Consider the following 22636-nt stretch of genomic DNA (forward strand, 5'->3'; position numbering starts at 1 on the left):
CCTTGCGCAGGCTGCAATCTACTGAGACGGTGGCCACACGGACCAGGAAGCGTGCGATCCACGCGGACGTCCCGAAGGAGGCAGTCGTGTCCGACATCGACGAAATCGTTCAACTCGTCACCATCACCGGCGAGCGGCACATCCATCCCGACTTCTCGACCTACGTCGACGACATCGACATGGCCGAACTGCGGAGACTCTACGAGGACATGGTCGTCGTCCGACGCATCGACGCCGAGGCCACGGCGCTGCAACGCCAGGGGCAGCTCGGTCTGTGGGCGCCGCTGCTCGGGCAGGAGGCCGCTCAGATCGGTTCGGCCCGAGCGCTCGACGCCGAGGACTTCGTCTTCCCGAGCTACCGAGAACACGGCGTCGCCTACTGCCGCGGCGTGGCGCTCGAGGAGATGATGCCGTTCTGGCGCGGCACGTCATTGTCCGGCTGGGATCCGCACGAGTACAACATCGCGACTCCGGCGATCATCATCGGGGCGCAGACCCTGCACGCCGCGGGCTACGGGATGGGACTGAACCTCGAGGGTGCGGGCAGCGCGGTCATCACCTACTTCGGCGACGGCGCCACCAGCCAGGGCGATGTCTCGGAGGCGATGGGCTTCGCGGCGAGCTTCGCCGCGCCGGTGGTCTTCTTCTGCCAGAACAACCAGTGGGCCATCTCCGAGCCGGTGACCCTCCAGAGCAAGACGCCGATCGTCAACCGCGGCCGCGGATACGGGATGCCGACCGTGCGGGTGGACGGAAACGACGTGCTGGCCGTGCTGGCGGTCACCCGGGCGGCTCTGGAACTGGCGCGAGAGGGCGGCGGCCCCACCTTCATCGAAGCGGTCACCTACCGCCGCGGACCGCACACCACGTCCGACGATCCCACCCGCTACCGCACCGCGGCCGATGATGCCGAGTGGATCCGGCGCGACCCGATCGAGCGCATCCGCCTGCTGCTCGAGGCCGCGGGCGCGCTGTCGGACGAGGACGCGAAGCTGATCGGTGAGCACGCCGACGCCGCGGCCGCCGAACTCCGGCGGGGATGCCTCGCGCTGGACGACCCGCCTGCGCTGTCGATCTTCGACGACGTGTACGCCGAACCGCACCCGTTGATCGACGCCGAACGGCGCGAGTACGCCGCCTACCTCGACACCCTGGAGGCATGATGACCGCCGCGGCGCCCGCCCCGACTCCACTCGGGAAGGCCGTTACCGCGGGTCTGCGAAAGGCGCTCGCCGACGATCCGAAGGTCGTCCTGATGGGCGAGGACATCGGTCGCCTCGGCGGGGTCTTCCGCATCACCGACGGATTGCAGGAGGAGTTCGGGACCGGCCGGGTCATCGACACCCCGCTCGCCGAGTCCGGCATCATCGGTACGGCGGTCGGGCTCGCCTTCCGCGGCTACCGCCCGGTGTGCGAGATCCAGTTCGACGGCTTCATCTATCCGGGGTTCGATCAAATCGTGTCGCAGGTGGCCAAACTGCACTACCGGACTGCGGGCCATGTCTCGATGCCCATCACCATCCGGGTCCCCTTCGGCGGCGGCATCGGCGCGGTGGAACATCACTCCGAGTCGCCTGAGGGCTACTTCGCGGCGACCGCCGGTCTGCGGGTGGTGACCTGCAGCAACGCGGCAGACGCCTACACGATGATCCAGCAGGCGATCGCCTCAGACGATCCGGTGCTGTTCTTCGAGCCCAAACGACGCTACTGGGAGAAGGGCGAGACGGACTACCCGGCTCTGGACGCCGATCCGTATCCCCTCCACAAGGCGCGCGTCGCACGTCCCGGCGAGGATGTCACGCTGGTGGCCTACGGGCCGCTGGTCACCACCGCGCTGCAGGCGGCCGCCGTCGCAGAGGACGAGGGACGGTCCGTCGAAGTGGTCGATCTGCGATCGATCTCGCCCCTCGACACGGACACGCTCTCGGCCTCGGTCCGGCGCACCGGCCGGCTGGTGATCGCGCATGAGGCGCCGGTGTTCATGGGCGTCGGCGCCGAGATCGCCGCCCGCGTGATGTCGGAGTGCTTCTACCATCTGGAGGCACCGATCCAGCGGGTCGGCGGGTTCGCGACCCCCTATCCGCCGGCGAAACTCGAACGTCACTTCCTGCCCGACGTCGACCGCATCCTCGCCGCCGTCGACGCGGTACTCCTCGACTGACTCCTGCGGAAGGACCCGGCATGTCCGTCATCTCGACCTTCGATCTGCCCGACCTCGGTGAGGGGCTCACTGACGCCGAACTGGTGCGCTGGGAGGTGACGGTCGGTGACACCGTGGAACTCAACCAGGTGATCGCCGAGGTGGAGACCGCGAAGGCCGCCGTCGAACTGCCGTCGCCGTATGCGGGCACCGTGGTGAAGCTGCACGTTCAGGAGGGGGAGACCGTCGACGTCGGCAGCCCGTTCATCGACATCCGGGTCGCCGGCGACGAGGCGGATGCGCCGGAGGCCGATGCCGCCGAGCCGCAGGCACCCGAACCCGTGCTCGTCGGGTACGGCGTCGCGGCGGAGAGCGGCACCCGGAGGCGGCGGAAGCCCGCGCCCGCCTCCGACGCGCGCGACACGGTCGGGGCGGTCGGCGACAGCGCTCCGGAACGACCGCTCGCTGCTCCGCCCGTCCGCAAGCTCGCGCGCGAACACGGCGTGGACCTGACTGACGTGCGGCCGACCGGACGCTCGGGCGAAGTGACTCGAGCCGACCTCGACCGGCATCTGACCGCGGTGAAGGCCGGTGCGGTCGACGAGGCAGCGCCGACCGCGGCGGGGGCCGCCGGGCCGGACGAGGAGCGCACCGCGATCCGCGGCGTCCGGCGCCGCACCGCCGAGGCGATGGTGGCGAGCGCGTTCACGGCTCCGCACGTCACCGAGTTCGTGGACGTGGACGTGACGGCGATGACCGAACTCGTCGACGACCTCGCCGCTCACCGACGCTTCTCCGGAGTACGGCTGACACCTCTCGCACTCGTCGCGAAGGCGGCGCTGGTGGCGCTGCGCGGCAACCCGTCGCTCAACTCGACGTGGGACGAGGACGCGCAGGAGATCGTCACCAAGCACTATGTGAACCTCGGGATCGCGGCGGCCACGCCCCGCGGACTGCTGGTCCCCAACATCAAGAACGCCCACACGATGAGCCTGCTGGAACTCGCTCGGGAGCTGGGCGAACTGACGACCGTCGCGAAGGCCGGTGCGACGCCGACCGCCGACCTGCTCGGCGGCACGTTCTCGATCACCAACGTGGGCGTCTTCGGCGTCGACTCGGGTACGCCGATCATCAACCCGGGTGAGGCGGCGATCCTCTGCTTCGGCGCGGTCCGGCCTCGACCCTGGGAATGGCAGGGTGAGATCGCGTTGCGGCAGGTGACGACCCTCAGCCTCTCCTTCGACCATCGGCTCGTCGACGGCGAGCAGGGCTCGGTCTTCCTGGCGACGGTCGCCGACGCGCTCTCGGACCCGCTGTCGCTGATCGCTCTGAGCTGAGCGGGGTACCGGGCCGGGGCTCGCGGGTCGCGCTACAGGTGCCGGGCGACGTAATCGGCGGCCTGATCGGCCATGCCGTTCACCGAGTACAGCAGGTGCAGCGCGTTCGGGCCGCCGAGCGGTGCGCCGTTGCAGATCGTGTCGCCCTGGATGCAGTACTCGACGGTCCGGTTCCGGTAGACCGCCTGCGGCTGGACCGGGGGAGCGCCTGCCTCGCGGAGGAAGCGCGCCGACGGCGGTGCGAACTCCACTACGGCGGCGATGTGGGGCGCGACGGCCGCGGGCAGGGGTTCGGGCACGTATGTGCGGTACTGCTGATAGCGATCGGGGACCCGGTAGGCCGAACTGATCGCGTATCCGGCGAGTGCGCCGCCCTGCGAGTAGCCACCGATGACGATCCGCGTGTCCGGGCACGCGGCGGCGATCGACTTCACCCGCCGCTGCGCGGTCTTGACTCCGTCGACGAAGGTGCGCGCGAACGCGAGCCGGTCGGTGAAGTTGCCGCTCGCGGCGTAGTCGACGGCTTCGATGCGGACAGACTTACCGGGCAACCGGTTCCTGACGGCGTTGCCGAACGCGATCCCGGTGACGCCCAGCGGGGGAGCCTCCTCGACGGTGCCGCGCGCGAACAGGACGTGCACGTCGACGCACCGCGGTGCCGCGGTCGAGGGGGCGCGGCCGAGGGTCGCGCCGCCGGTCAGCAGACCGGCGGCCGCAACGATCAGGCAGGACAGCAGCGCGAGTACCCGGCGCGTCACGGCTCAGCCCGCCTGGACCGGATGGACGTTGAGCCGCGCCAGCAGATCGTTGTCGATCGCCGTCAACTCGTTGTCGATGGCGCGCTGGGCGTTCTTCCGCTGCTGAGCGGGCATGGTGTCGGCGGCATCGGCAGCGACCTGGAGGTTGTCCAGGCGGCTGGACATCGCCGAGACGAAGGCCTTGCCCTCGGCCGACTGCTCGAGCTCCGCGACCTCGTCCGCGGTGGCGCGACAGGCCGCGATGCGCGCCCGCAGCGATGCGCTGGGGCCGCCGTACTGGGTCAGGAGCGCCGGCGACACGCCCGCTCGGCGGGCCTGGACGGCGGTCACCTGGCTGCGGGCGCCGACCGCGGCCCGATACGCGATCGGAACCACGATCGGGGCCGCCATCCGGGCCACCGCGAGGTACCGTTTCATCTTCGCCGGCGTGAAGAACGCCGCGGCGGCGTCGGCCTTCGCCTGTTCGGCTATCGCCTTGGCCTCGGCGGCCGCCGCCTTCTGCTGGGCCTTGCCGGTGGCCTTGACCGTTTTGCGATCCTGTTTCTGCGCCCGCTTGTGGAACTTGTGCTCATCCTTGAGCCGACGCTTCTGCGCCTTGCGGCTCGCGCGGGACTCGGCCTCCGCCTGGACCTCGGCGCGCTTGCGGATCGCCTTCTCCTCCGCCTTGCGAACCTTCGCATCGGCCTTGCGCTGAGCCCTCTTCGAGCTCATAGATGAGAGCAGTCCCATGGCGACCTTCCCGTCGGATACCCGACACCTGCGATCAGTTGTCTCCAGCTTTGCATAGTCTCTGTGGGTAATGAACAACTCGGCCCCCGTGGCCGTGTTGCCGCTCGGAAACGGAAAGTCGAGGCCGATCACGTGGGATCTGCGATTCTCGGTGCGCGGAATCTCACGGGTTGCGAGCACCGGCTGGCGCTCGACTCCGCGGCTGCCGCGGACGGTGTCGCGAAGCCGGAGACCGCCGAGGCGAATCGACGGATCGAGGCAGCTCAGGCGCATCGACGTCACGTGCTCGATCTGATCCGCGGGTTCTGGAGCGACCGTCCGGAGGGAACGGTGGTCGTGGTGGAGGCGGCCGATCACCGAGACCGGGTGGCGGCGACCCGTGCGGCGATGGATCGCGGGGCGCAGTGGATTCTCCAGGCCGCACTGCCGACCGACGTGGAGCGCGGCCGTCGCGGTCACGCCGAGGCGCTGCTGCGGCAGGGGGAGGGCTATCTCCCGATCATCGTCGTCAACCACCGTGTCACCACGACGATCGCCGAACCCCGCGAGGGCGAGGTGCCGACGTTGCGGACCAGTCCGTTGTTCGGCTGGCATCCCGAGCCGGATGCGACGCGGTCGTTCCGCAGCCGGCGCGGCGACGTGATGCGGCTGGCGCAGATCGCGGCGATGCTCGACGACCTCGGACGGCTGCACGCCGCGCGGGAGGAGGCGCTCGGCGGACTGATCGGTCTCGACGCCGACTGCATCGTCGTGGTCCCGCTCGGCGAATCGGCCCACGACTACGACGAGACCTTCGATCGCCGCCGGGCGATCGCCGCGGGGGACATCGCGACCTCGCCCCGACGGGTGAGCGAGTGCCGCAGTTGTCACTGGTGGCCGCGGTGCGAGGCCGAACTCACTGAGAAACGTGACGTGAGTCTGGTGGTCGGCGGGAACCAGGGGCAGATTCTCCGCGACATCGGGGTCGTCACCATCGATCAGCTCGCCGATTATCGCGGCGCGGAGCCGGCCGAGTGGGTGGGTGCGGTGCGCTTCGACGACACCGTCGTGTCCGCGAAGTGCTGGGTCCGCGAGATCCCGCTGGTCCGGCGGCACGACCGTCCGCGCGTCCAGCGGGCCGATGTCGAGGTCGACGTTGACATGGAGAGCTATTCCGAGCGTGGCGCGTACATGTGGGGCACACTCCTGACCGACAACACCGATCCGGCGCGGCCGGTGGCCTATCGTCCGTTCGTCACGTGGGATCCGCTGCCCACGCGCGACGAGGGGCGGTCGTTCGCGCAGTTCTGGGCGTGGCTGACGGCCGAACGCGATGCGGCGCGTGCCGCAGGCAAGACCTTCGCCGCCTACTGCTATTCGCAGCATGCCGAGAACCGGTGGCTGCGCGGCAGCGCCGACCGGTTCGCCGGCATGCCGGGTGTTCCGTCGCGGACCGCGGTGGACGCCTTCATCGCATCCCGCGAGTGGGTGGACGTGTTCGAGGCCGTCAACGCCAACTTCGTGTGCCCGAAGGGTAAGGGACTCAAGCGCATCGCTCCGGTGGCCGGGTTCAACTGGCGCGACGACGAGGCGGGCGGCGAGGCGTCGATGGAGTGGTACGCCGCCGCGGTGGGTCTGGACGGCGCGGTGCGCGACGAGAGTCAGCGCGAGCGTCTGCTTCAGTACAACGAGGACGACGTCCGCGCCACCAAGGTGCTCCGCGAATGGATCGACTCGGACGAAGTGCTCGAGCTTCCGCTGGCCGCCGATCTGTTGGCCGAGAACGCCGGCGGCGGCGTTCGGCCCGGCGGGCGGTGACGGGCCGGCGTTCACCGGCCGGCCCGCCACCGCTGCGCGAGGTCCTCTAGCGCGGAGCCATGCGCAGTGCGCCGTCCATGCGGATGGTCTCGCCGTTGAGGTAGTCGTGGGAGACGATGAACGCCGCGAGGTCGGCGTACTCCGAAGGCTCGCCGAGACGCTGCGGGAACGGGATGCCCGCCTCGAGCGTCTTCTTGAACTCGTCGGTGACGCCGGCGAGCATCGGGGTGTTGATGGTGCCCGGGGCGATGGTGCACACGCGGACGCCGGCTCGAGCGAGGTCGCGGGCGGCGGAGATCGTCATGGCATGCACGGCACCCTTCGAGGCCGTGTAGGCGATCTGCCCGATCTGGCCCTCGAAGGCCGCGACCGACGCGGTGTTGACGATGACGCCGCGAGCGCCGTCGTCGGTGACCGCGGACTCATGCTGCATCCGGTTGGCGGCCAGGCGCATCACGTTGAACGTGCCGACGAGGTTGATGTCGATGACCTTGCGGAAGAGCTCCAGATCGTGCGGGCCCTCCTTGCCGAGGATGCGTGACGCCCAGCCCACGCCCGCGCAGTTGACCGCCGCGCGCAAGGGCAGACCGGCTTCGACGATCTGATCGATGACGGCCTGGACCTCGGATTCGCTGGTGACGTCGGCGGCCACCAACTGCACGCCCGGGACGGACTCCGCCTTCTCGATCGACTGCGGCAGGTCGATGCCGAAGACGGTCGCTCCCTGCTCGGCGAACCGACGTGCCGTGGCGGCACCCAGGCCGGATGCGGCGCCGGTGACGATGACTGCGGAACCTGTGACGTCCATGGACGAATTCCTTTCAGGCGGGTGCGGCCCGCACCGGACCGGGCACCGTGACGGATTGATCGGCCACAACCCCGAGCGCTCGCTCGGTAGGGCCGATGCAATAGTACCCGCAAGCCTCTCTCAGTACAGTTCGCGGATCCGTTCGGCTTCGGCGACGTCGTGTTCGGCGACCTGCGAGCGCGCCTGCCTGCGCCGATGCGTCACCCGGATCCAGAACACACCCGCGACGACGATCAGGACCGCGGCCGGGACCGCGACGGCCACGAGGACTCCGGAAGCACCCGACAGACCCTCGACCAGCAGCCAGACGGCGAATCCGAAGAACAGGACCGCCGCGCCCACCGCGATGGCGCGCTCGGGGAGATGCCTGCCGAGCAGTCGGCCGACGACGATCGCGAGCGCGTCGGCGGCGACCATGCCGACCGTCGAGCCGATCCACACGCCCACCCAGTCGTGATCGGTGGCGAGCGTGATGGTGGCGAGCATCGTCTTGTCGCCGAGTTCGGCCAGCATGAACGAGCTCATCACGGCCAGGAACACCGATGCACCGACCCGTCGCGCCCGGGCGGACTCCGCTTCGTCGAGCTCGTCGCCCCGCAACGTCCAGAGTCCGAAGACCAGCATCGACAGTCCGGCCAGCACCGACATGATGTCGGACGGTATCGACAGGCCCAGGAAATGACCGAAGAAGACCGAGACGGCGTGGACGAGGGTGGTCGCGGTCAGGATCGCGGCCAGTACCACCCACCAGCGGTATCGGAGAGCGTAAGTCATCGCCATGAGCTGAGACTTGTCGCCCAGCTCGGCGACGAAGATGATGCCCGAGCTGAGCATCAGAGCGGCGAACATATCGCCAGGTTAGGGCGGCCTATCTGCCGTACGCAACAGATCGTCGGCCTGGAAAATCGCTGGTAGGGAGCCCAAAAGGGGTGATTCGGGTACCCGTACCGACCCGCCCCGGGAGCCCTGAGCGTCGGTGTCCGGCACCCCGACCGGGCACAATGGACAGGTGGTCAGCAAAGCAATCGACGTCCCGGCGACGCCGACAGGGGGCCTGCGTGCCCGTGAGATCGCGGCCATCGCGATCTTCAGTGGTCTGACGGTGGTGCCCGCCGTCATCGTCTCCGTGGTGCCGTTGGCGGCGGCGCTCGGGTTCATGACACCGGTGCCGGTCGCGCTGCTCGCGGCGCGCACCCGCCCGCGGGCGGTCCTGGCGGCGATCGTCACGACGGTGGCGGTGACCTTCGTGGTCGCCGGGCTGGGGCCCGCCTTCGCGGTGCTCGTCTCGGCGGTGATGGGCGGATTGATCGGCGAGGTGCATCGGCGCGGCGGGCGGATGCCCGCCATGGCGCTGATGTCGCTGCTGGCCTCGCCGATCCTCGCCGGGGTGTCGGTACTGCTGATGTGGGTACTGGTGCCGCTGCGCAAACTGGCACTCGAAGTCCTCGACAACGTGCTGACCGGAATCGCGAAGACCGCGCGCGCGATCAGACTCGACGCCGTCGGCGACGCGATGGACGCGCTCTCGCGCAATGTGGTCGACAACTGGTGGCTGTGGATGTGGATTCCCGGCGTGATCGGAACGCTGGTGACGCTGCTGATCGCCGGGTGGCTGCTGGGCAAGGTGCTCGACCGCCTCGACGAGGTGCCGCTGGAGGACACCCTGGAGATCGCCGGGATCGCCGACGGCGATCGCCCCGTGGAGCCCCTTCCGCTGCGCATGGCCGGGGTCGGCTACACCTATCCGGGGTCGGACCGGCAGGTGCTCCACAACATCGACCTCTCGCTGATCAGCGGTGAGTTCGTGGCTGTCGTCGGCGCAAACGGTTCGGGGAAGTCGACGCTCGCCAAGCTCTTGGCCGGCGTGGATCCGACCATCGGTATCGTCGACCGCCCGGGTGCGCCCGGCCTCGGCCGAGAGGGCGGAACGGCACTCGTCCTGCAGCGGCCCGAAGCACAGATGCTCGGTGCGCGGGTCGCGGACGACCTCGTGTGGGGACTGCCCGACGACGCGGAGGTCGACGTCGACGGACTGCTCGCGGAAGTGGGTCTCGCCGGACTCGGCGACCGCGAGACCACCGATCTGTCCGGCGGTCAGCAGCAGCGACTGGCGGTGGCCGCCGCGCTCGCGCGCAGCCCGCAGCTGCTCATCGCCGACGAGGTGACGTCGATGGTCGACCCGGTCGGGCGCGCCGAGTTGATCGAGATCCTCGCTGAACTCCCGCGCCGCCGGGCGATCACCGTCGTGCTGATCACCCACCGCGACTCCGAGGCCCGCGCCGCAGACCGCGTGATCCACCTCGAGGCGGGCCGGGTGGTGGAGCACCATCCGGAGTGGATGCGGCCGGAGGCGATCAGCCCCCCGCTACCGCAACGGCACGACGAGCACGGGCAGGCGCTGCTCGTGGTCCGCGATCTGGCGCACACCTATCTGCCCGGATCGCCGTGGGAGGTCACCGCGCTGAAATCGGTGAACTTCCAGGTCAATTCCGGTGACGGTGTCCTCATCGTCGGCGGCAACGGCTCCGGGAAGTCGACCCTCGCCTGGATCCTCGCCGGACTGATCACCCCCACCCGCGGCTCGGTGCTGCTCGGCGGTGAGCCGACGGCGGAGCGGGTGGGCGACGTGGGACTCGGCTTCCAGCACGCGCGACTGCAATTGCAGAAGACGACGGTCGCCGACGAGATCATGGCGGTGGGCGGTCTCGAAGTCGGTACCGCCGAGGTCGGGCATGTGCTCGACCTGGTCGCGTTGCCGAGGGAGATCGCCGCGCGGCGGGTAGACGCCCTCTCCGGAGGTCAGATGCGCCGCGTGGTGCTCGCCTCCCTGATCGCCTCGGGGCCGGAACTCCTGGTGCTCGACGAGCCGCTGGCCGGACTCGACCCGCAGGCGCGCGAGGAGGTCCTCGCCGTCCTCGCCGGACTGCGGGAGAAGGGCGCGACCATCATCATCATCTCGCACGATCTGGAGTCGCTCGATCGGGTGTGCAACCGTCGGATCGAACTGGTCGACGGCGTGCTGGAAGGCGGTCTGTGATGCAGATTCCGATGCTGCGCGAGATCCCCGGCGATTCGCCGGTGCACCGGCTGTGGGCCGGCAGCAAGCTGATCATCATCTTCGTCCTGGGGCTCATGACGTGGGTCCTTCCCTCCTGGCCCGGGCTCGGCTTCGTCGCGATCTGCCTGATCGCCTTCGTGCTTATCGCCAAGATCCCGCTCGGCGCGCTGCCGCGGCCGCCGTGGTGGTTCTGGGCGCTGATGGCGGCGACGGTGGTGTGGTCGTGGATCGCCCGCGGCAGCGACGGCGGCATCACGGCGTTGCGCGGGGTTCTCCTCGGCCTGCTGGTGGTGTCGATGTCGGTGCTCGTGATCTGGACGACTCCGATGGCCGAATTGGCGCCGGCGCTGGCGCGCCTGATGTCGCCGCTGCGGATCCTCCGGCTTCCCGTCGACGAATGGGCCGTCACCATCGCCCTGGCGCTCCGCGGCCTTCCGCTGCTCGTGGAGGAGATCCGGCTCCTGTGGGCCGCGCACCGACTGCGACCGCGGTCGAGTTCGGACTCCGGACACCCTTCGGCGGAGCTGTCGGTGCTCGACATCATCGTGGCCGCGATGTCGTCGGCCATGCGGCGCAGTTCGGAGATGGCCGAGGCCATCACCGCGCGCGGCGGCACCGGGCGGCTGACCGCGTATCCGTCCCGTCCCGGCCGCATCGATGCGCTGGTGCTCGGGGTGTTCGCGGTGGCGTGTGCGGCCGCGGTCACGGTGAGCGTGATCTACCTGTAGTCAGCGGCGGCCCGTCGAACACAGCAAGAACGGTCAAGCGTCCGGCCGAGCGCCCCGGGGATACTCGGTGCATGAGCGAACCGAGGCCCGATCCGCTGCGCATGCTCCTCGACGCGGTTCTCGACGACGCGAACGACGATCTCGATGCGATGGCGGGCGAGGCGTACACCTCGCAGTTCCACTTCGCGCGGCAGGTGCGGCAGGGAAGTGGCGAGTCGCCGGTGGCGCTGCGGCGCAGAGTGACCCTGGAACGAGCCGCGTGGCAACTGCAGCGCGGCGCCTCGGTGACCGAGACGGCCTTCGCCAACGGCTACGAATCGGTGGAGGGGTTCAGCCGGGCCTTCGCCCGCGCGTACGGACACCCCCCGACGGCTCTGCCGCCCGCCGATCGATCCGGCCACTGGCTGCCGGCCCCGAACGGCATCCACTTCCATTCGCCGACCGCGCTCTACGTGGACGCCGGCGACAGCCGCACGGCAGGCTCCGGACCGGCCGGGGACGTCGTCGAGATCATGTCCAGGCACGACGTCGCGGACATCGGTGTGCTGATCGACGCCGTCGCGCAACTCGGCGACGACGAGTACACGCGGCGCAGGCTGCCCGGGAGCCGTCCGCGTTCTTGGGACGGGCCGGACGAATCACTGTCGGAGGTGATGTGGCATCTCGTGGTCAGCAAGCAGCCGTGGCTGGCGACGATTGCCGGCGAACAGATGCCCGACCTCACACCGGTCCGCGAGATCGGGGCGCTGAGGGACCGGCACGCCGATGTCTCCGCGCGCTGGCTCGCCACCGTCCGCGACATCGATCGTCGCGACGCGTGGTCGGACCGAGTGGTCGATGCGCTGTGTGTACCGCCCGAGTCCTTTCTGCTGGGCCAGATCGTGGCTCATGAACTGACGTTCTCGGCACACCGTCGGCTGCTGGTGCGATGGATGCTCCGCGACGCGGGCGTCGACGTCGACGTTCCGGCCCTCGACCCCGACCCGATCGTCTGGCACCGACGCCACACCGGAGGAGGAACCCCATGACCGACTACACGTACTACACCGCTTCCACACTCGATGGATTCCTCGCTGATCCGGACGATTCGCTCGACTGGTTGCTGTCGCAGCCGATCGACGAGGACGGTCCGTTCTCGATCGCCGACCTGATGGCGGCGACCGGCGTGATCGTGATGGGCGCGACCACTTACGAGTGGGTGCTCGAGCACACGCCCGACGAGCCGTGGCCCTATCCGGATCAGCAGACCTTCGTCTTCAGTCACCGCGAACTGCCCCTGGTGCATCCCACGGTGAGAGTGATCTCCGGAAGCCCTGCCGAGCACCGCGAACTCCTGGAGACCGCGGCCGGTGAACTCGGCGTGTGGGTGGTCGGCGGCGGCGGCCTCGCCGCCGCCTTCGCCGCGGACGGGATGCTCGACGAGATGGTGGTCTGCTACGCCCCGGTCGCGCTGGGAGCGGGGCGGCCGCTGTTCACCCGGCCCTTCGACTTCGAATTGCTCGAGACCGCCCGGAACAAGGCCTTCGTGATCGCGCGCTATCGCGTGGTGGGGGCCAGGGGCCCGTCGCAGTGACAGTCGGACCGGTCCCTTCCGGGCCGGCCCCTCCCGAGACGCAGAGCGGCCCGGCACCTTTCGGTGCCGGGCCGCCGTGCCGGGTATGTCGCCGGGCCCAGTGTCAGGCCGGGACGATGAGGCCCGCGCCCTGGGTGCGGGCGCGATCGAAGCGCTCGCCGGCGTCGGCCCAGTTCACAACGTTCCACCAAGCCTTGACGTAGTCCGGCTTGACGTTCTGGTAGTCGAGGTAGAAGGCGTGCTCCCACATGTCGAGCATGACGACCGGGATGAGGGCGGCGGAGGTGTTGCCGCTCTGGTCGGTCAGCTGCTCGATGACCAGACGCTGTCCGATGGTGTCCCAGCCGAGGATGGCCCAGCCGCTGCCCTGCAGGGTGGTGGCCGCCGCGGTGAAGTGGGCCTGGAACTTGTCGAAGCTGCCGAAATCGTTGGCGATCGCGTCGGCGAGGTCGCCGACGGGCTTGTCGCCGCCGTTGGGCGACAGGTTCTTCCAGAAGATCGAGTGGTTGGTGTGGCCACCGAGATGAAACGAGAGGTTGGCCGACAGTCCGTAGACCTTGCCGGCGATGGTGCCGTCTTCGCGCGCCTCGGCCAGCTTCTCCAGAGCGGTGTTGGCACCGTTCACGTAGGTCTGGTGGTGCTTGCTGTGGTGGAGCTCCATGATCTTGCCGGAGATGTGCGGCTCCAGGGCGCCATAGTCGTAGTCCAGCTCAGGCAGAGTGTATTCAGCCACGATGGTCCTCTCTGTGGAAAGTGTGAAAGATCCGTACCCGGGTCTGGTTTCTACATTTCCGTAGACCGAGACGCTTTGCAACAGAGGGCGGCCGACTGCGCGAAACCCGCCGACCGCCCGGGCTCAGATGAGCACGACGAGCACGATCGCCACGATGATCGCCGCGATGGTGGCCGCGGTCGCGGCGCACTGCTGTCCGATGTGCAGGTCGAGACGTGAAGTGTCCTCCGCGGGCCGATCGAGTGCTGACCGTGCCTGTCCCGCCATCGTTGAGCCTCCCCGACTGTTGGACGTGATGTGCCTCACACCAGACTTCCTGGGTACCAGACGCTACTCGGGATCGACGGCCCCGACAACCGTCCGGATCGACGTACGCTGGAATGCATGAGCCTCTTCGATCGGATTCTGGCCGCAGCCGACGTCAAGCGCGTGATGGTGGCTCGCGACGACGCACTTCCCGGCCGTCGGGCGCCGATGCCGATACCGGCGGAGCATCGGGTGCTGCATCGGCCGCTGCGCGGGGCGGCCGACGAGAACGGAGAGTTCGCTCCGGCGGGTATCGGCGACTGGGGCCCGGACCTGCGCGCCGTGGTGTTGGCCGGCGGATGCTTCTGGGGGTTCGAGGAGATCTTCTGGCAGCTGCCCGGAGTCCACACCACCGCCGTCGGGTACGCGGGCGGCTACACGCCGAATCCCACGTATGAGGAGGTGTGCACCGCACAGACCGGCCACACCGAGTCGGTGCTTGTGGTCTACGACCCGGAGGTGCTGACCTTCCAGAAGATCCTCGAGGTCTTCTTCACCTCGCACGACCCCACCCAGGAGATGCGGCAGGGCAACGACATCGGCACTCAGTACCGGTCGGCCGTCTTCACCTTCGACGAGGCCGAGGCCGACCAGGCCGCGGCCGCCGCACGCCGGTTCGAACCGGTCCTCGCCGCTGCCGGCTACGGTCCGGTGACCAGCCAGATCTCGCTGATGTCGGAGGCCGGCGACGGGATGTTCTACTACGCCGAGGACTACCACCAGCAGTATCTGTTCACGAACCCCAACGGATACCGCTGCCATGCCACCACGGGCCTGGAGTTCCCGGCGGCAGGCTGACTCGCGGCCGTGACCGGAGCGATCAGTCTGCGCCAATGGAACCGCACGCTGCTCGAGCGGCAACACCTGATCGAGCGGGTGGACGAGGACGCCGTGGAGGTCGTCGACCGGTGCGTCGGCCTGCAGTCGCAGGATCCGCAGGCCGCGTTCTATGCGCTCGCCTCCCGGATCGAGGACTTCGATCCAGCCGAATTGGACAGTTTGATCCAGGATCGATCGATGGTCCGGATGGCGCTTCAGCGGGGCACGGTCTTCCTGATGGACGCCCTCGACGCGCGGTGGATCAGGGCGCTGCTGAGCCCGACGCTGATCAGCGGGGCTCGCCATCACGTCCGACGACTCAACGGTCCGGCCCCGGACGAGGTGGCGGCCGTGGGCGCGCGGATCATCGGCGGTGGACCCGAACCCGTGACGGCGGCCCGGCTGCGTACGGCGCTCTCGGAGACCTGGCCGGCCGAACCCGTCGACGCGATGGCCGCGGTGGTCCGGGCGTGGATGCCGCTGGTCCAGACGCCCCCGCGGGGACTGTGGCGACGGTCGGGCGGCCCGGCCTTCCGCCTGCTGGACGACTGGATCGGACCGGGGGAGCCGGCCGTCGCCGGTGATGAGGCGATCCGCGACCTGATCCGCCTCTACCTGAGGGGTTTCGGGCCGTCGACGGTCGCGGCGGTGCAGACCTGGTCCGGTCTGCGCGGACTGCGCCCGGTACTGGAGCAGATGACGGACGACTGGGAGTTGGTGCGTCTCACCGGACCCGACGGACGGACGCTGTACGACCTGGACGGGCTGGCGCTCGCTGATCCGGAAACCGCGGTGCCGATTCGGCTCGTCGCACCCTTCGACAACGTGATCTTCACCGCCGCCGACCGCGCCCGAGTCGCCGACCCGGACGTCTACGCGCGGACCGTGACACCCAACGGGCAGTCGCCGGGATTCATCCTGGCGGACGGGCGACTGGCCGGGACCTGGCGGCGGACGGCGGCCGGCGTCGAGCTCACCGAGCTCGTGGACCTGCGGCCGGCGCAGCGCCGTGAGTGTGAACGTGAGGCCCGCAGACTCGCCGAATTGGGCTGACGGACGCGTGGGGCAGTCGGGGGTGGTCTCACACACCGGTCCGCGGATTGCGCGCAGTGATGCAGTAGAGCCGGCCGCACGGGTCGGCCATCTGCACACAGTCGGCGGAGCGTGCGACGACCGTCGCGCCCCAGCCCTCGTGCCGCTCCACTTCGTCCGGCACGTTGGTGGCGGCGATCGCGGTGTGCGCGCTGGCGACGCTCTCGTCGGTCCGCATGATGACGACCTGCAGCGAGAGTCGGGGACTGTTGTTGAGAGCGACCGCATCGACGCCCTCGGTGGGGCCGGCGTCTTTGCCGGTGAGTCCGGCCCAGAACTGCACCTCGGTACCGAAGTCGGCGGACGGCACCTGGAATCGGAGCTGATCGATGATGCTGATGCCTCCTCCGGGCCACCGGATGGGCCGGGCCCGGACTGATTCGTTCCGCCACGGGATGAGGCAGAACACGCCGCCGGCGGGCGAGCGCATCGTCACGACACCGTCGGCGACGGACTCGACCGTCGCGCCCCTCGACTCGGCCTCGAGCATCGCCTGCGACGGATCGTCCACGTGGAGATCCAGATGCATCCCGCCCGGACCGTCGTCGACCCGCTGAACACGCAGATAAGGGTCGCCGTGGAACGGTTCGAGCGTCGCGAACTCCTTGAACTCGCCGCGCGGCGGGGACACCGTACTGCCGGAGATCGCGCGCCAGAAGGTCACCTCCGCGCCGAATTCGGAGGCCGGGAAGTCGAAGAAAGCGGTGAGCCAGCGCACGTGCACAACCTCGGAGTGTAGTGTGCCGCGATCAGCGCCCGAGCAAGTCGCAAGTAGAACTTGAGGGTTTGTTCGACTGGGTTATCCCCACGTTGTCCACAGTGCACTTGGGGAAGAATCGCTTGGCCGTCAGGCGACAATCCAGGGGAAATGCGATGAAGATTCAGGGAATTGTCAGACGGAATGAGACGTGCGACACAGAAAGTCTTGCTTCACCTCCCCTTATCCACAAATCCACAGGGCTGTCCACAGGACTGGCGGAGGTTGTGGGTATGTGTGGATCGACAGTGCGACACGCCTCTGTGGATAAAAATATGCAACCTTGCATATGGGTGAGCGCGTGCGCCGCTGGGCGGTTGTGGTAGCGCCGAAGGCTCCGCGATGCGGTCATCCGCGGCGGCTCCGCATCGAGTTCCGGGCACTTGTGGAAGCATGGGAACGGTGAGCATGGACGAGATCGAGACGGTGGCGGTCACCGACCTCCCCGACGACTTCAGCGATGTCACCGACAAGGTCCTTCTCGACGTTCGAGAGAACTACGAGTGGGAGGAAGCCCACGTGCGCGGGGCGCTGCACATCCCGCTCGACGACGTGCCCGCGCGGATCGACGAGATCGACCTCGACTCCGAACTCCTGGTGATATGCCGGACCAGTGGGCGATCGTTCCGCCTGCTCCAGTACCTGGCGATGCGCGGTATCGACGGAACCTGCGTGGAGGGCGGCATGGTGGCGTGGCAGGCGGCGGACAAGCCCGTCGACACCGGAACCGAAGGGATGTATGGGAGCGGCGACGCCTGATGCTCGACGTCTGCCCCAGCTGCCGCATCCAGGCGCCGCATCGCGAGGGACGTGAACTGTGCCCGCGCTGCGGCCGTCGGCTCATGGTGCTCGACGCACAGGGCCGCGTGGTTCAGCGGCCGCAGTCCGGTGCCGCGCGAGGGGCTTCGGCACCGCGCACGAGTGTCGCGCGGGCCGGTCTGCGCTGGGTCGCCGACCGTCCGGCCGAGGCGCGTCCGGCTCCGGTCACGGTCCGCGCGCACGAATGGACACCGACCCCGTCGTACCGGTACATACCGCGCTGGGGTCTGTCGGATCGCGGGCCGATCTCGCCGGGGGAGAACCCGGAGCCCGCGGACCCCGGCGACGCGCTGCTGCGCGCGCTGCGGATGGCGACCTCCATGCTCGGCGCGGCGGCGGTGGTGCATCTGATCCGGTACGTCATCGCGGCCGTCAACCGCTCGACGCCGATTCCGATGTGGCTGGATCTGCTCTCGGGCGCCGCGGTGCTCGTCTTCGGAGTCTTCGCCTTCGTCGCAATGCTGGTGGCACTCGTGGCCTTCGTGCGCTGGCTGCTTCCGGCGCGGGCCGCAGCGTATCGGGCCGCCGACCGCCGGGACCCGCGGCCGGCCCGCGTGGTGCTGGCGCTGGCGGCGGTGCCGCTGGCCAATGTCGTCGGAATCCCCCTGCTGCTCAGCGAGGCCGCGCTGTGCGGCGACGCTCCGGCTCCGGCGATCGGACGCATCAAGCGTCTGGGGACCGCGTGGGCGATCGTCAATCTCGTCGCGCTGATCGCGGTCTGCTATCGAATCGGCTCATGGTTCAGCGACTCGGTCCAGGTGAGCGCCAATGCGCTCGCGCTGGTCACGTTCTCGCTCGCGGTCTCCGCGGTCTTCGCCCACTGGGTGGGTCCGCGGCTGGTGACGGTCCTCACCGGTCCGGTCGGTTCCAGCGCATCCGGACGACGACTGGTGGCGGCATGATGTCGGCGGGTATCTCGCGCTCGGGCAAGCCCGCGGTGGTCGCGCATCGCGGCGCCTCCGGCGAGCTGGCCGAGCACACGTTGGCCGCTTACGAGCTGGCGCTGTCGCAGGGCGCCGACGGCCTCGAATGCGACGTCCGGCTGACCGCCGACGGCGAACTGGTCTGCATCCACGACCGCACCATCGACCGGACGTCCGACGCGAGTGGTGTGGTGAGCGAGATGAGCCTGGCGCAACTGCGTGAATACGACTTCGGCTCGTGGCACCGAAGCGGCCGGGCGGCGTCGGTGCTCACCCTGCGCGAATTGCTCACCCTCACCCTGGACTGGCATCGGCCGGTGCGGTTGTTCATCGAGACCAAGCATCCGGTCCGCTTCGGCAGCATGGTGGAACTCAAACTCCTCGAAGTCCTCCACGAGTTCGGCGTCGCTGCGCCGCCGTCTGCCGACCACAGCCGTGCCGTCGTGATCTCGTTCTCCCCGGCGGGTGTGTGGCGGGTGCGGCGCACCGCACCGATACTCCCGACGATCCTCCTCGGCGACAGCATCCGCATCATCGGCGGGACGGCGGCCACGGCTGTCGGCGCCACCGGTGTCGGACCGTCCATCGAGACCCTGCGGCTGCACCCCGACCTCGTCGATCGGGCCGCCGCAGCAGGCCGCGTCACTTACGCGTGGACGTGCGACGACCAGGCCGACGTGCAGCTGTGCGCCGACCTCGGCGTGCGCTGGCTGGCGACCAATTACCCGGCCCGAGTCCGGGACTGGCTCGTCACGGTGGAGTGAGACGTCAGCGATCGGGTGCCCTCGTGCGCCGCGTCCCGGCGGATGAGAGGCTGGTCGCATGGGAAAGAAGAGTAAGCGCGGCAGCGGCCCGCGTCCGGGGAGCAATCGAGCCGAGCGGATCGCCGCCCGCAAGGCGCGGCAGGAAGCCGCACTGGCGGCGCCGGCGCGCCCGTTCGAAGGACTCAAGGCGGAATGCGATCTGGTGGCGTTGCGCGCCTTCATCGCTTCCGCCACTGCCCGGGTGCCGTTCGCCGCAGGGTTCGACGCGGCGCACGAAGCCGACTTCGCGACCATTCTGCCCGGTGCGGTGCCGGTCCAGGTCCGGCAGCGCGACGCAGCGGTCTTCGGCGAGCGCGGAGCGGCGGAGGGGGACGAGGGCGGGAAGGTCACCGGAGGCCTCGTGGCCCTGCAGACCAACCCCGAGCCGGCCGACCTCGCCGGCTCGCTGGCCGCGGCGCTGACCTGGGCGAGTGCAGCCGCCGCCGGCGACACCTACCCGGGCGGCGTACTCGGTCGTCCGCTCACCGAGATCATCGACCCGGAGGCCGAGCTCCAGGTGGTCGTGCATGAGGACTTCGGGTGGTGGTTCGCCGACGACTCCGACGTTCCGGCGGAGCTCTCGATGATGCTCGAGCGCGCCAACGCGACAATCCTTCCGACCGCCCGGCTGCACCCGTCGAGCGGGGTCGGTGCACCGTGGTGGGTCGACGCAGGCGATCGTGCACATCTGAGGTGGGTGCGTCCGGAGGAGGAGACCGCGTTGATGAACGCACTCGCCCGCGTGCACGCGGCCGGCGGGCTGACCTTGGGCGAGGGTTCGCGCTTCGCGGGTTCGTTCCGCACCCACGGTCTGGTGGTTCCGGTTTTCGACCTCGATCCCGAGGCGCACCACGAGGAATGGCACTCGGGAGTCGAGGAGTTCGACGCCCGGCTGACCGAGGCGCTGGCGGAGACCTCCGACCTCACCGCCGCCGAGCGAAGCTCCCGGGCGGGCATCATCGGGCGTCAGGTCACGCTGCGGTAGCCGCCGGAGCCGTCCCGCCGGCCGTCAGAGGTTTCCGCCCGCGGCCGGCGGTTCGGCGGCGTCGGGTGCGGGGCCGCCGTTGTTGACCTCGCGTTCCACGAAGTTCTCGAGATCGAAGATGTTGCCGTTGGCGCGGTCGGCGATGGTCTGGAGCGTGGTGATCGTCGCGACCTCCTCCACCTGCTCCTTGAGGAACCACTGCATGAACTGCTCGCCGAGGTAGTCGCCGCTGTCGCGGGCGGTCTTCGCCAGATCGACGATCTGCTGGGTGACGATCTTCTCCTGCTTCAGCGCGAGTTCGATCGGGCCGCGGTAGTCGTCGAACTCGGTGATCGGGGCGTCGGCGGCGGGGATCTTGACATCGATGTCGCGGTCCAGGAAGTACTGGACGATCATCATCGCGTGATTGCGCTCTTCCACGGACTGGGCGTAGAAATGCTTCGCCAGCTGCGGCATGTCGTGGCTGTCGTAGTACACCGCGAGCGCGATGTACTGCTGAGATGCGGAGAACTCGTTGCTGATCTGGTCGTGCAGCAGCTGATGGAACGGCGTGCGCGGCGTTTCGGTCATGGGACGAGTCTAATGGCCCGGCTCCGCACCCGGCTGGTGGCGACGGGCGGCGCCCGACTCCGATTCGGTGGCGGCGGCCACTACGACACGGCGCCGGTTCCTCCGCTCAGCAGATCGGCTGGAACCGCCCGGCCGCGCGCGATGTAGTCGAAGAAACTCTTCGTCGTCTCGCCCGGTATCAGCGAGTCGCCGTCGTCGGTGAACTCGTCGCCGTCGGCCGGCGCCGTCGTGGTGATCGGATCACCGCTGATCTTGTACGCGAGCCAGGCCAGGTTCCAGATGTGGTCGCCGCTGTCGACGGTGACCGCGTCGACCGCCCCGCTGACGAACGGGAACAGCCGGAACGGGTTGAGCAGCACCCCTGGGCTCGTGGCCTTCGACATCAGTGCCGCGAGGAACTTGCGCTGGTTCACCACTCGCTCCAGGTCGGCGTTGGGGAAGGCGCGGGTGCGCACCAGTCCGAGTGCCTGAGCGCCGTCGAGTCTCTGGCATCCCGCGGGCAGGTTCAGCCCGGCCTTGGGGTCGTGCAGGGGCTGATCGAGGCACATCTGAACCCCGCCGACGGAATCGACGAGGTTGTCGAAGCCGCCGAACCCGATCTCGGCGTAGTGGTCGATGCGGACGCCGGTGAACTCTTCGACGGTCTGGACCAGTAGTTGCGGCCCGCCGTTGTTGAAGGCGGCGTTGATCTTGTGGCTGCCCATTCCGGGGATCGGCACGTACAGGTCGCGGGGGATGCTGATGAGCATCGGCTTACCCGAGGTCGGCAGGTGCGCCATCATGATGGTGTCGGTGCGCGCTCCGTCGGCGTCACCGGTCGCCAGGTTCTTCTTCTGTTCCTCGGTGAGTCCCTGACGGGAGTCGGTTCCGACGATCAGCCAGTTGGTTCCGGGAGTATCGCCGATCCGTCCGGGATAGCCGGACAGGGCGTTGACCCGATGCAGCTTGCCGTCGTAATAGAACAGCAGCCCGACTGGAATCACGACGAGCAGGAGCACGATCACGAGCAGGATCCGGCCCAGCCGGAACCGCCTGCGCTTGCGCGGTTTGGGAGAGGTCGCGGCGCGGCCGCGGCGCCGGGGCGGAGTCGGCGGCGGTGTGGACCGCCTCTCGTCGGAGCGACGGCGAGGCGGTGCGTCACCTGCGGCCGGTGCGGGAGACGGAGGGCGCCGCCGCCCCGCCGGGACCGGCTGGGGCTCCTGGCGCGGGGCGTAGCCGACCGCGCCGGGAGCGGCCGGGCGGGGACCGGCGGGCNTGGGGCGGCGGCGCGGGCGAACGTCGCCGCGAACGGGGGTCGGGTTCCTGCGACCACGCGAGTGGCGGCCGGTAGCCCGGCTCCCCGGGCGGCGGACCGGAGACCCTGCGGGTCGGCGCCTCCGGTCGAGGGCCTCCGCTCGGTCGCCGCTGGTACGGCGGCTCGGGTCGCTGGGAGTTCATCTGAACTACGCTACCGGTCTCGCCACCGTCGGTGCGGCCGCCGAGCGGCGCGGCACCTCGGGCGAGGTCGCCGGTCAGACCGTCGCCGCAGCCGTCGTCTCAGCGACGAGACTGTCAGGCTCGTCGTGAAAGGGCCTTGAGGACGACGAGGAGCAACACCGCACCGGCGAGCGCGGTGAGGAATGTGAACCACATCCCGGCGCTGGCGGTGTCGAGGAAGAAGCTCAGCACGAATCCGCCGATCAGAGCACCGACCACGCCCACGACGATGTTGGCGAACAGGCCCATCTGTGCGTCCACGCCGGTGATCTTGCTTGCGAGCCATCCCGCCACGCCGCCGATGATGATGTAGCCGATCCAGCCCACAGAGGTGAACATGGACGAGCGCGCCAGAACCTCGTCGGCGAGCAGTAGGTGGTCGGTCATGCCGGCTCCTTGAGTGAGATCTCGGTCTTTGCAGGTCG

The 22636-nt window shown here is 69.2% G+C and carries 24 protein-coding genes; 14 read left to right on the forward strand and 10 right to left on the reverse strand.

Going from position 1 to position 22636, the window contains the following annotated elements; translation table 11 throughout:
• Positions 1–86 precede the first annotated feature (86 nt).
• The 3 genes from pdhA to Y710_RS15090 are packed head-to-tail and all read left to right on the forward strand — an operon-like array spanning position 87 to position 3477.
• A complete protein-coding gene (gene pdhA, locus Y710_RS15080; RefSeq protein WP_045538349.1) occupies positions 87–1163 on the forward strand; it encodes a pyruvate dehydrogenase (acetyl-transferring) E1 component subunit alpha in 1077 nt (358 codons plus the stop codon).
• The gene (locus Y710_RS15085) at positions 1163–2161 is read left to right on the forward strand and encodes an alpha-ketoacid dehydrogenase subunit beta (RefSeq protein WP_006898097.1); all 999 of its coding nucleotides are present in this window, start codon (positions 1163–1165) and stop codon (positions 2159–2161) included. The genes pdhA and Y710_RS15085 overlap by 1 nt, the downstream gene beginning before the upstream one ends.
• 20 nt (positions 2162–2181) lie before the next feature.
• The gene (locus Y710_RS15090; RefSeq protein ID WP_062367820.1) at positions 2182–3477 is read left to right on the forward strand and encodes a dihydrolipoamide acetyltransferase family protein; all 1296 of its coding nucleotides are present in this window, start codon (positions 2182–2184) and stop codon (positions 3475–3477) included.
• Between the two features lie 32 nt (positions 3478–3509).
• On the opposite strand, the gene Y710_RS15095 is transcribed toward Y710_RS15090, so the two are convergent.
• A complete protein-coding gene (locus tag Y710_RS15095; protein WP_006898095.1) occupies positions 3510–4235 on the reverse strand; it encodes a cutinase family protein in 726 nt (241 codons plus the stop codon).
• 3 nt (positions 4236–4238) lie between these two features.
• Entirely contained in the window at positions 4239–4964 is a 726-nt protein-coding gene (locus tag Y710_RS15100) for a DUF6474 family protein (protein WP_062367821.1), read from the reverse strand.
• Positions 4965–5096: 132 nt separating this feature from the next.
• Here Y710_RS15100 and Y710_RS15105 point away from each other — a divergent pair, with 132 nt between their 5' ends.
• Positions 5097–6761 (forward strand): TM0106 family RecB-like putative nuclease, encoded by a 1665-nt coding sequence (locus Y710_RS15105; protein ID WP_062367822.1) that lies wholly within the window; start codon positions 5097–5099, stop codon positions 6759–6761.
• 46 nt (positions 6762–6807) lie between these two features.
• On the opposite strand, the gene Y710_RS15110 is transcribed toward Y710_RS15105, so the two are convergent.
• Positions 6808–7569: an SDR family oxidoreductase gene (locus tag Y710_RS15110; RefSeq protein ID WP_045539361.1), complete on the reverse strand. Its 762-nt coding sequence runs from the start codon at positions 7567–7569 to the stop codon at positions 6808–6810.
• A gap of 120 nt (positions 7570–7689) precedes the next feature.
• On the reverse strand, positions 7690–8418 hold the full coding sequence (locus tag Y710_RS15115) for a TMEM165/GDT1 family protein (RefSeq protein ID WP_062367823.1): 729 nt from the start codon (positions 8416–8418) through the stop codon (positions 7690–7692).
• 160 nt (positions 8419–8578) lie between these two features.
• Here Y710_RS15115 and Y710_RS15120 point away from each other — a divergent pair, with 160 nt between their 5' ends.
• The 4 genes from Y710_RS15120 (at position 8579) to Y710_RS15135 (ending at position 12928) form a co-directional block, all read left to right on the forward strand.
• A complete protein-coding gene (locus tag Y710_RS15120; protein WP_045539365.1) occupies positions 8579–10606 on the forward strand; it encodes an ABC transporter ATP-binding protein in 2028 nt (675 codons plus the stop codon).
• Positions 10606–11355: an energy-coupling factor transporter transmembrane component T family protein gene (locus Y710_RS15125; protein WP_006898089.1), complete on the forward strand. Its 750-nt coding sequence runs from the start codon at positions 10606–10608 to the stop codon at positions 11353–11355. Before Y710_RS15120 ends, Y710_RS15125 begins: the two co-directional genes overlap by 1 nt.
• Positions 11356–11426: 71 nt before the next feature.
• Positions 11427–12383 carry a helix-turn-helix domain-containing protein gene (locus tag Y710_RS15130; RefSeq protein WP_045539357.1) on the forward strand — a complete coding sequence of 319 codons (957 nt, stop codon included), beginning with the start codon at positions 11427–11429 and terminating at the stop codon, positions 12381–12383.
• On the forward strand, positions 12380–12928 hold the full coding sequence (locus tag Y710_RS15135; RefSeq protein ID WP_006898087.1) for a dihydrofolate reductase family protein: 549 nt from the start codon (positions 12380–12382) through the stop codon (positions 12926–12928). The genes Y710_RS15130 and Y710_RS15135 overlap by 4 nt, the downstream gene beginning before the upstream one ends.
• Positions 12929–13031: 103 nt before the next feature.
• Here Y710_RS15135 and Y710_RS15140 read toward each other — a convergent pair whose 3' ends face one another.
• Entirely contained in the window at positions 13032–13661 is a 630-nt protein-coding gene (locus tag Y710_RS15140) for a superoxide dismutase (protein WP_045539355.1), read from the reverse strand.
• A 123-nt stretch (positions 13662–13784) separates the two neighbouring features.
• Positions 13785–13928: a hypothetical protein gene (locus tag Y710_RS18790; protein WP_156150494.1), complete on the reverse strand. Its 144-nt coding sequence runs from the start codon at positions 13926–13928 to the stop codon at positions 13785–13787.
• A gap of 117 nt (positions 13929–14045) precedes the next feature.
• Here Y710_RS18790 and msrA point away from each other — a divergent pair, with 117 nt between their 5' ends.
• A complete protein-coding gene (msrA, locus tag Y710_RS15145; protein ID WP_006898085.1) occupies positions 14046–14765 on the forward strand; it encodes a peptide-methionine (S)-S-oxide reductase MsrA in 720 nt (239 codons plus the stop codon).
• Between the two features lie 9 nt (positions 14766–14774).
• Positions 14775–15839 (forward strand): winged helix DNA-binding domain-containing protein, encoded by a 1065-nt coding sequence (locus Y710_RS15150; RefSeq protein ID WP_045539354.1) that lies wholly within the window; start codon positions 14775–14777, stop codon positions 15837–15839.
• A gap of 28 nt (positions 15840–15867) precedes the next feature.
• Here the strand turns inward: Y710_RS15150 and Y710_RS15155 are convergent, their stop codons facing one another.
• The gene (locus Y710_RS15155; protein ID WP_006898083.1) at positions 15868–16602 is read right to left on the reverse strand and encodes a VOC family protein; all 735 of its coding nucleotides are present in this window, start codon (positions 16600–16602) and stop codon (positions 15868–15870) included.
• A gap of 441 nt (positions 16603–17043) precedes the next feature.
• Between Y710_RS15155 and Y710_RS15160 the strand changes: the two genes are divergently transcribed.
• From Y710_RS15160 to Y710_RS15175, 4 genes are read left to right on the forward strand one after another with little or no spacing between them, the layout of a single operon-like run.
• Positions 17044–17394, forward strand: coding sequence for a rhodanese-like domain-containing protein (locus tag Y710_RS15160; RefSeq protein WP_006898082.1), 351 nt, complete (start codon positions 17044–17046; stop codon positions 17392–17394).
• The gene (locus tag Y710_RS15165; RefSeq protein ID WP_062367824.1) at positions 17394–18356 is read left to right on the forward strand and encodes a DUF4328 domain-containing protein; all 963 of its coding nucleotides are present in this window, start codon (positions 17394–17396) and stop codon (positions 18354–18356) included. The genes Y710_RS15160 and Y710_RS15165 overlap by 1 nt, the downstream gene beginning before the upstream one ends.
• On the forward strand, positions 18353–19141 hold the full coding sequence (locus Y710_RS15170; RefSeq protein ID WP_085950764.1) for a glycerophosphodiester phosphodiesterase family protein: 789 nt from the start codon (positions 18353–18355) through the stop codon (positions 19139–19141). Before Y710_RS15165 ends, Y710_RS15170 begins: the two co-directional genes overlap by 4 nt.
• Positions 19142–19199: 58 nt before the next feature.
• Positions 19200–20165, forward strand: a complete 966-nt coding sequence (locus Y710_RS15175; RefSeq protein WP_062367825.1) for a DUF5926 family protein — start codon at positions 19200–19202, stop codon at positions 20163–20165.
• Between the two features lie 24 nt (positions 20166–20189).
• Here Y710_RS15175 and Y710_RS15180 read toward each other — a convergent pair whose 3' ends face one another.
• From Y710_RS15180 to Y710_RS15190, 3 genes are all read right to left on the reverse strand, one after another.
• Positions 20190–20735: a ferritin gene (locus tag Y710_RS15180; protein ID WP_006898078.1), complete on the reverse strand. Its 546-nt coding sequence runs from the start codon at positions 20733–20735 to the stop codon at positions 20190–20192.
• An 80-nt stretch (positions 20736–20815) separates the two neighbouring features.
• Positions 20816–21517, reverse strand: a complete 702-nt coding sequence (locus Y710_RS19290; protein ID WP_331709908.1) for an LCP family protein — start codon at positions 21515–21517, stop codon at positions 20816–20818.
• A gap of 769 nt (positions 21518–22286) precedes the next feature.
• Complete coding sequence (locus Y710_RS15190; RefSeq protein ID WP_006897154.1) at positions 22287–22598, reverse strand: GlsB/YeaQ/YmgE family stress response membrane protein; 312 nt, start codon at positions 22596–22598, stop codon at positions 22287–22289.
• Positions 22599–22636: the final 38 nt, after the last annotated feature.

The organism is Gordonia sp. QH-12 (genome assembly GCF_001578675.1).
Classification (GTDB): Bacteria; Actinomycetota; Actinomycetes; order Mycobacteriales; family Mycobacteriaceae; genus Gordonia; species Gordonia sihwensis.

What these genes read in the sequence shown, in the direction of transcription:
- Y710_RS15090 (WP_062367820.1), top strand. Translation starts at nt 2,182, where the DNA reads ATGTCCGTCATCTCGACCTTCGATCTGCCCGACCTCGGTGAGGGGCTC.
- Y710_RS15130 (WP_045539357.1), top strand. Translation starts at nt 11,427, where the DNA reads ATGAGCGAACCGAGGCCCGATCCGCTGCGCATGCTCCTCGACGCGGTT.
- Y710_RS15175 (WP_062367825.1), top strand. Translation starts at nt 19,200, where the DNA reads ATGGGAAAGAAGAGTAAGCGCGGCAGCGGCCCGCGTCCGGGGAGCAAT.
- Y710_RS15180 (WP_006898078.1), bottom strand. Translation starts at nt 20,735, where the DNA reads ATGACCGAAACGCCGCGCACGCCGTTCCATCAGCTGCTGCACGACCAG.
- Y710_RS15170 (WP_085950764.1), top strand. Translation starts at nt 18,353, where the DNA reads ATGATGTCGGCGGGTATCTCGCGCTCGGGCAAGCCCGCGGTGGTCGCG.
- Y710_RS15100 (WP_062367821.1), bottom strand. Translation starts at nt 4,964, where the DNA reads ATGGGACTGCTCTCATCTATGAGCTCGAAGAGGGCTCAGCGCAAGGCC.
- Y710_RS15160 (WP_006898082.1), top strand. Translation starts at nt 17,044, where the DNA reads ATGGACGAGATCGAGACGGTGGCGGTCACCGACCTCCCCGACGACTTC.
- Y710_RS15135 (WP_006898087.1), top strand. Translation starts at nt 12,380, where the DNA reads ATGACCGACTACACGTACTACACCGCTTCCACACTCGATGGATTCCTC.
- Y710_RS15190 (WP_006897154.1), bottom strand. Translation starts at nt 22,598, where the DNA reads ATGACCGACCACCTACTGCTCGCCGACGAGGTTCTGGCGCGCTCGTCC.
- msrA (WP_006898085.1), top strand. Translation starts at nt 14,046, where the DNA reads ATGAGCCTCTTCGATCGGATTCTGGCCGCAGCCGACGTCAAGCGCGTG.
- Y710_RS19290 (WP_331709908.1), bottom strand. Translation starts at nt 21,517, where the DNA reads ATGATGGCGCACCTGCCGACCTCGGGTAAGCCGATGCTCATCAGCATC.
- Y710_RS18790 (WP_156150494.1), bottom strand. Translation starts at nt 13,928, where the DNA reads ATGGCGGGACAGGCACGGTCAGCACTCGATCGGCCCGCGGAGGACACT.
- Y710_RS15115 (WP_062367823.1), bottom strand. Translation starts at nt 8,418, where the DNA reads ATGTTCGCCGCTCTGATGCTCAGCTCGGGCATCATCTTCGTCGCCGAG.
- Y710_RS15165 (WP_062367824.1), top strand. Translation starts at nt 17,394, where the DNA reads ATGCTCGACGTCTGCCCCAGCTGCCGCATCCAGGCGCCGCATCGCGAG.
- Y710_RS15085 (WP_006898097.1), top strand. Translation starts at nt 1,163, where the DNA reads ATGACCGCCGCGGCGCCCGCCCCGACTCCACTCGGGAAGGCCGTTACC.
- Y710_RS15110 (WP_045539361.1), bottom strand. Translation starts at nt 7,569, where the DNA reads ATGGACGTCACAGGTTCCGCAGTCATCGTCACCGGCGCCGCATCCGGC.
- Y710_RS15125 (WP_006898089.1), top strand. Translation starts at nt 10,606, where the DNA reads ATGCAGATTCCGATGCTGCGCGAGATCCCCGGCGATTCGCCGGTGCAC.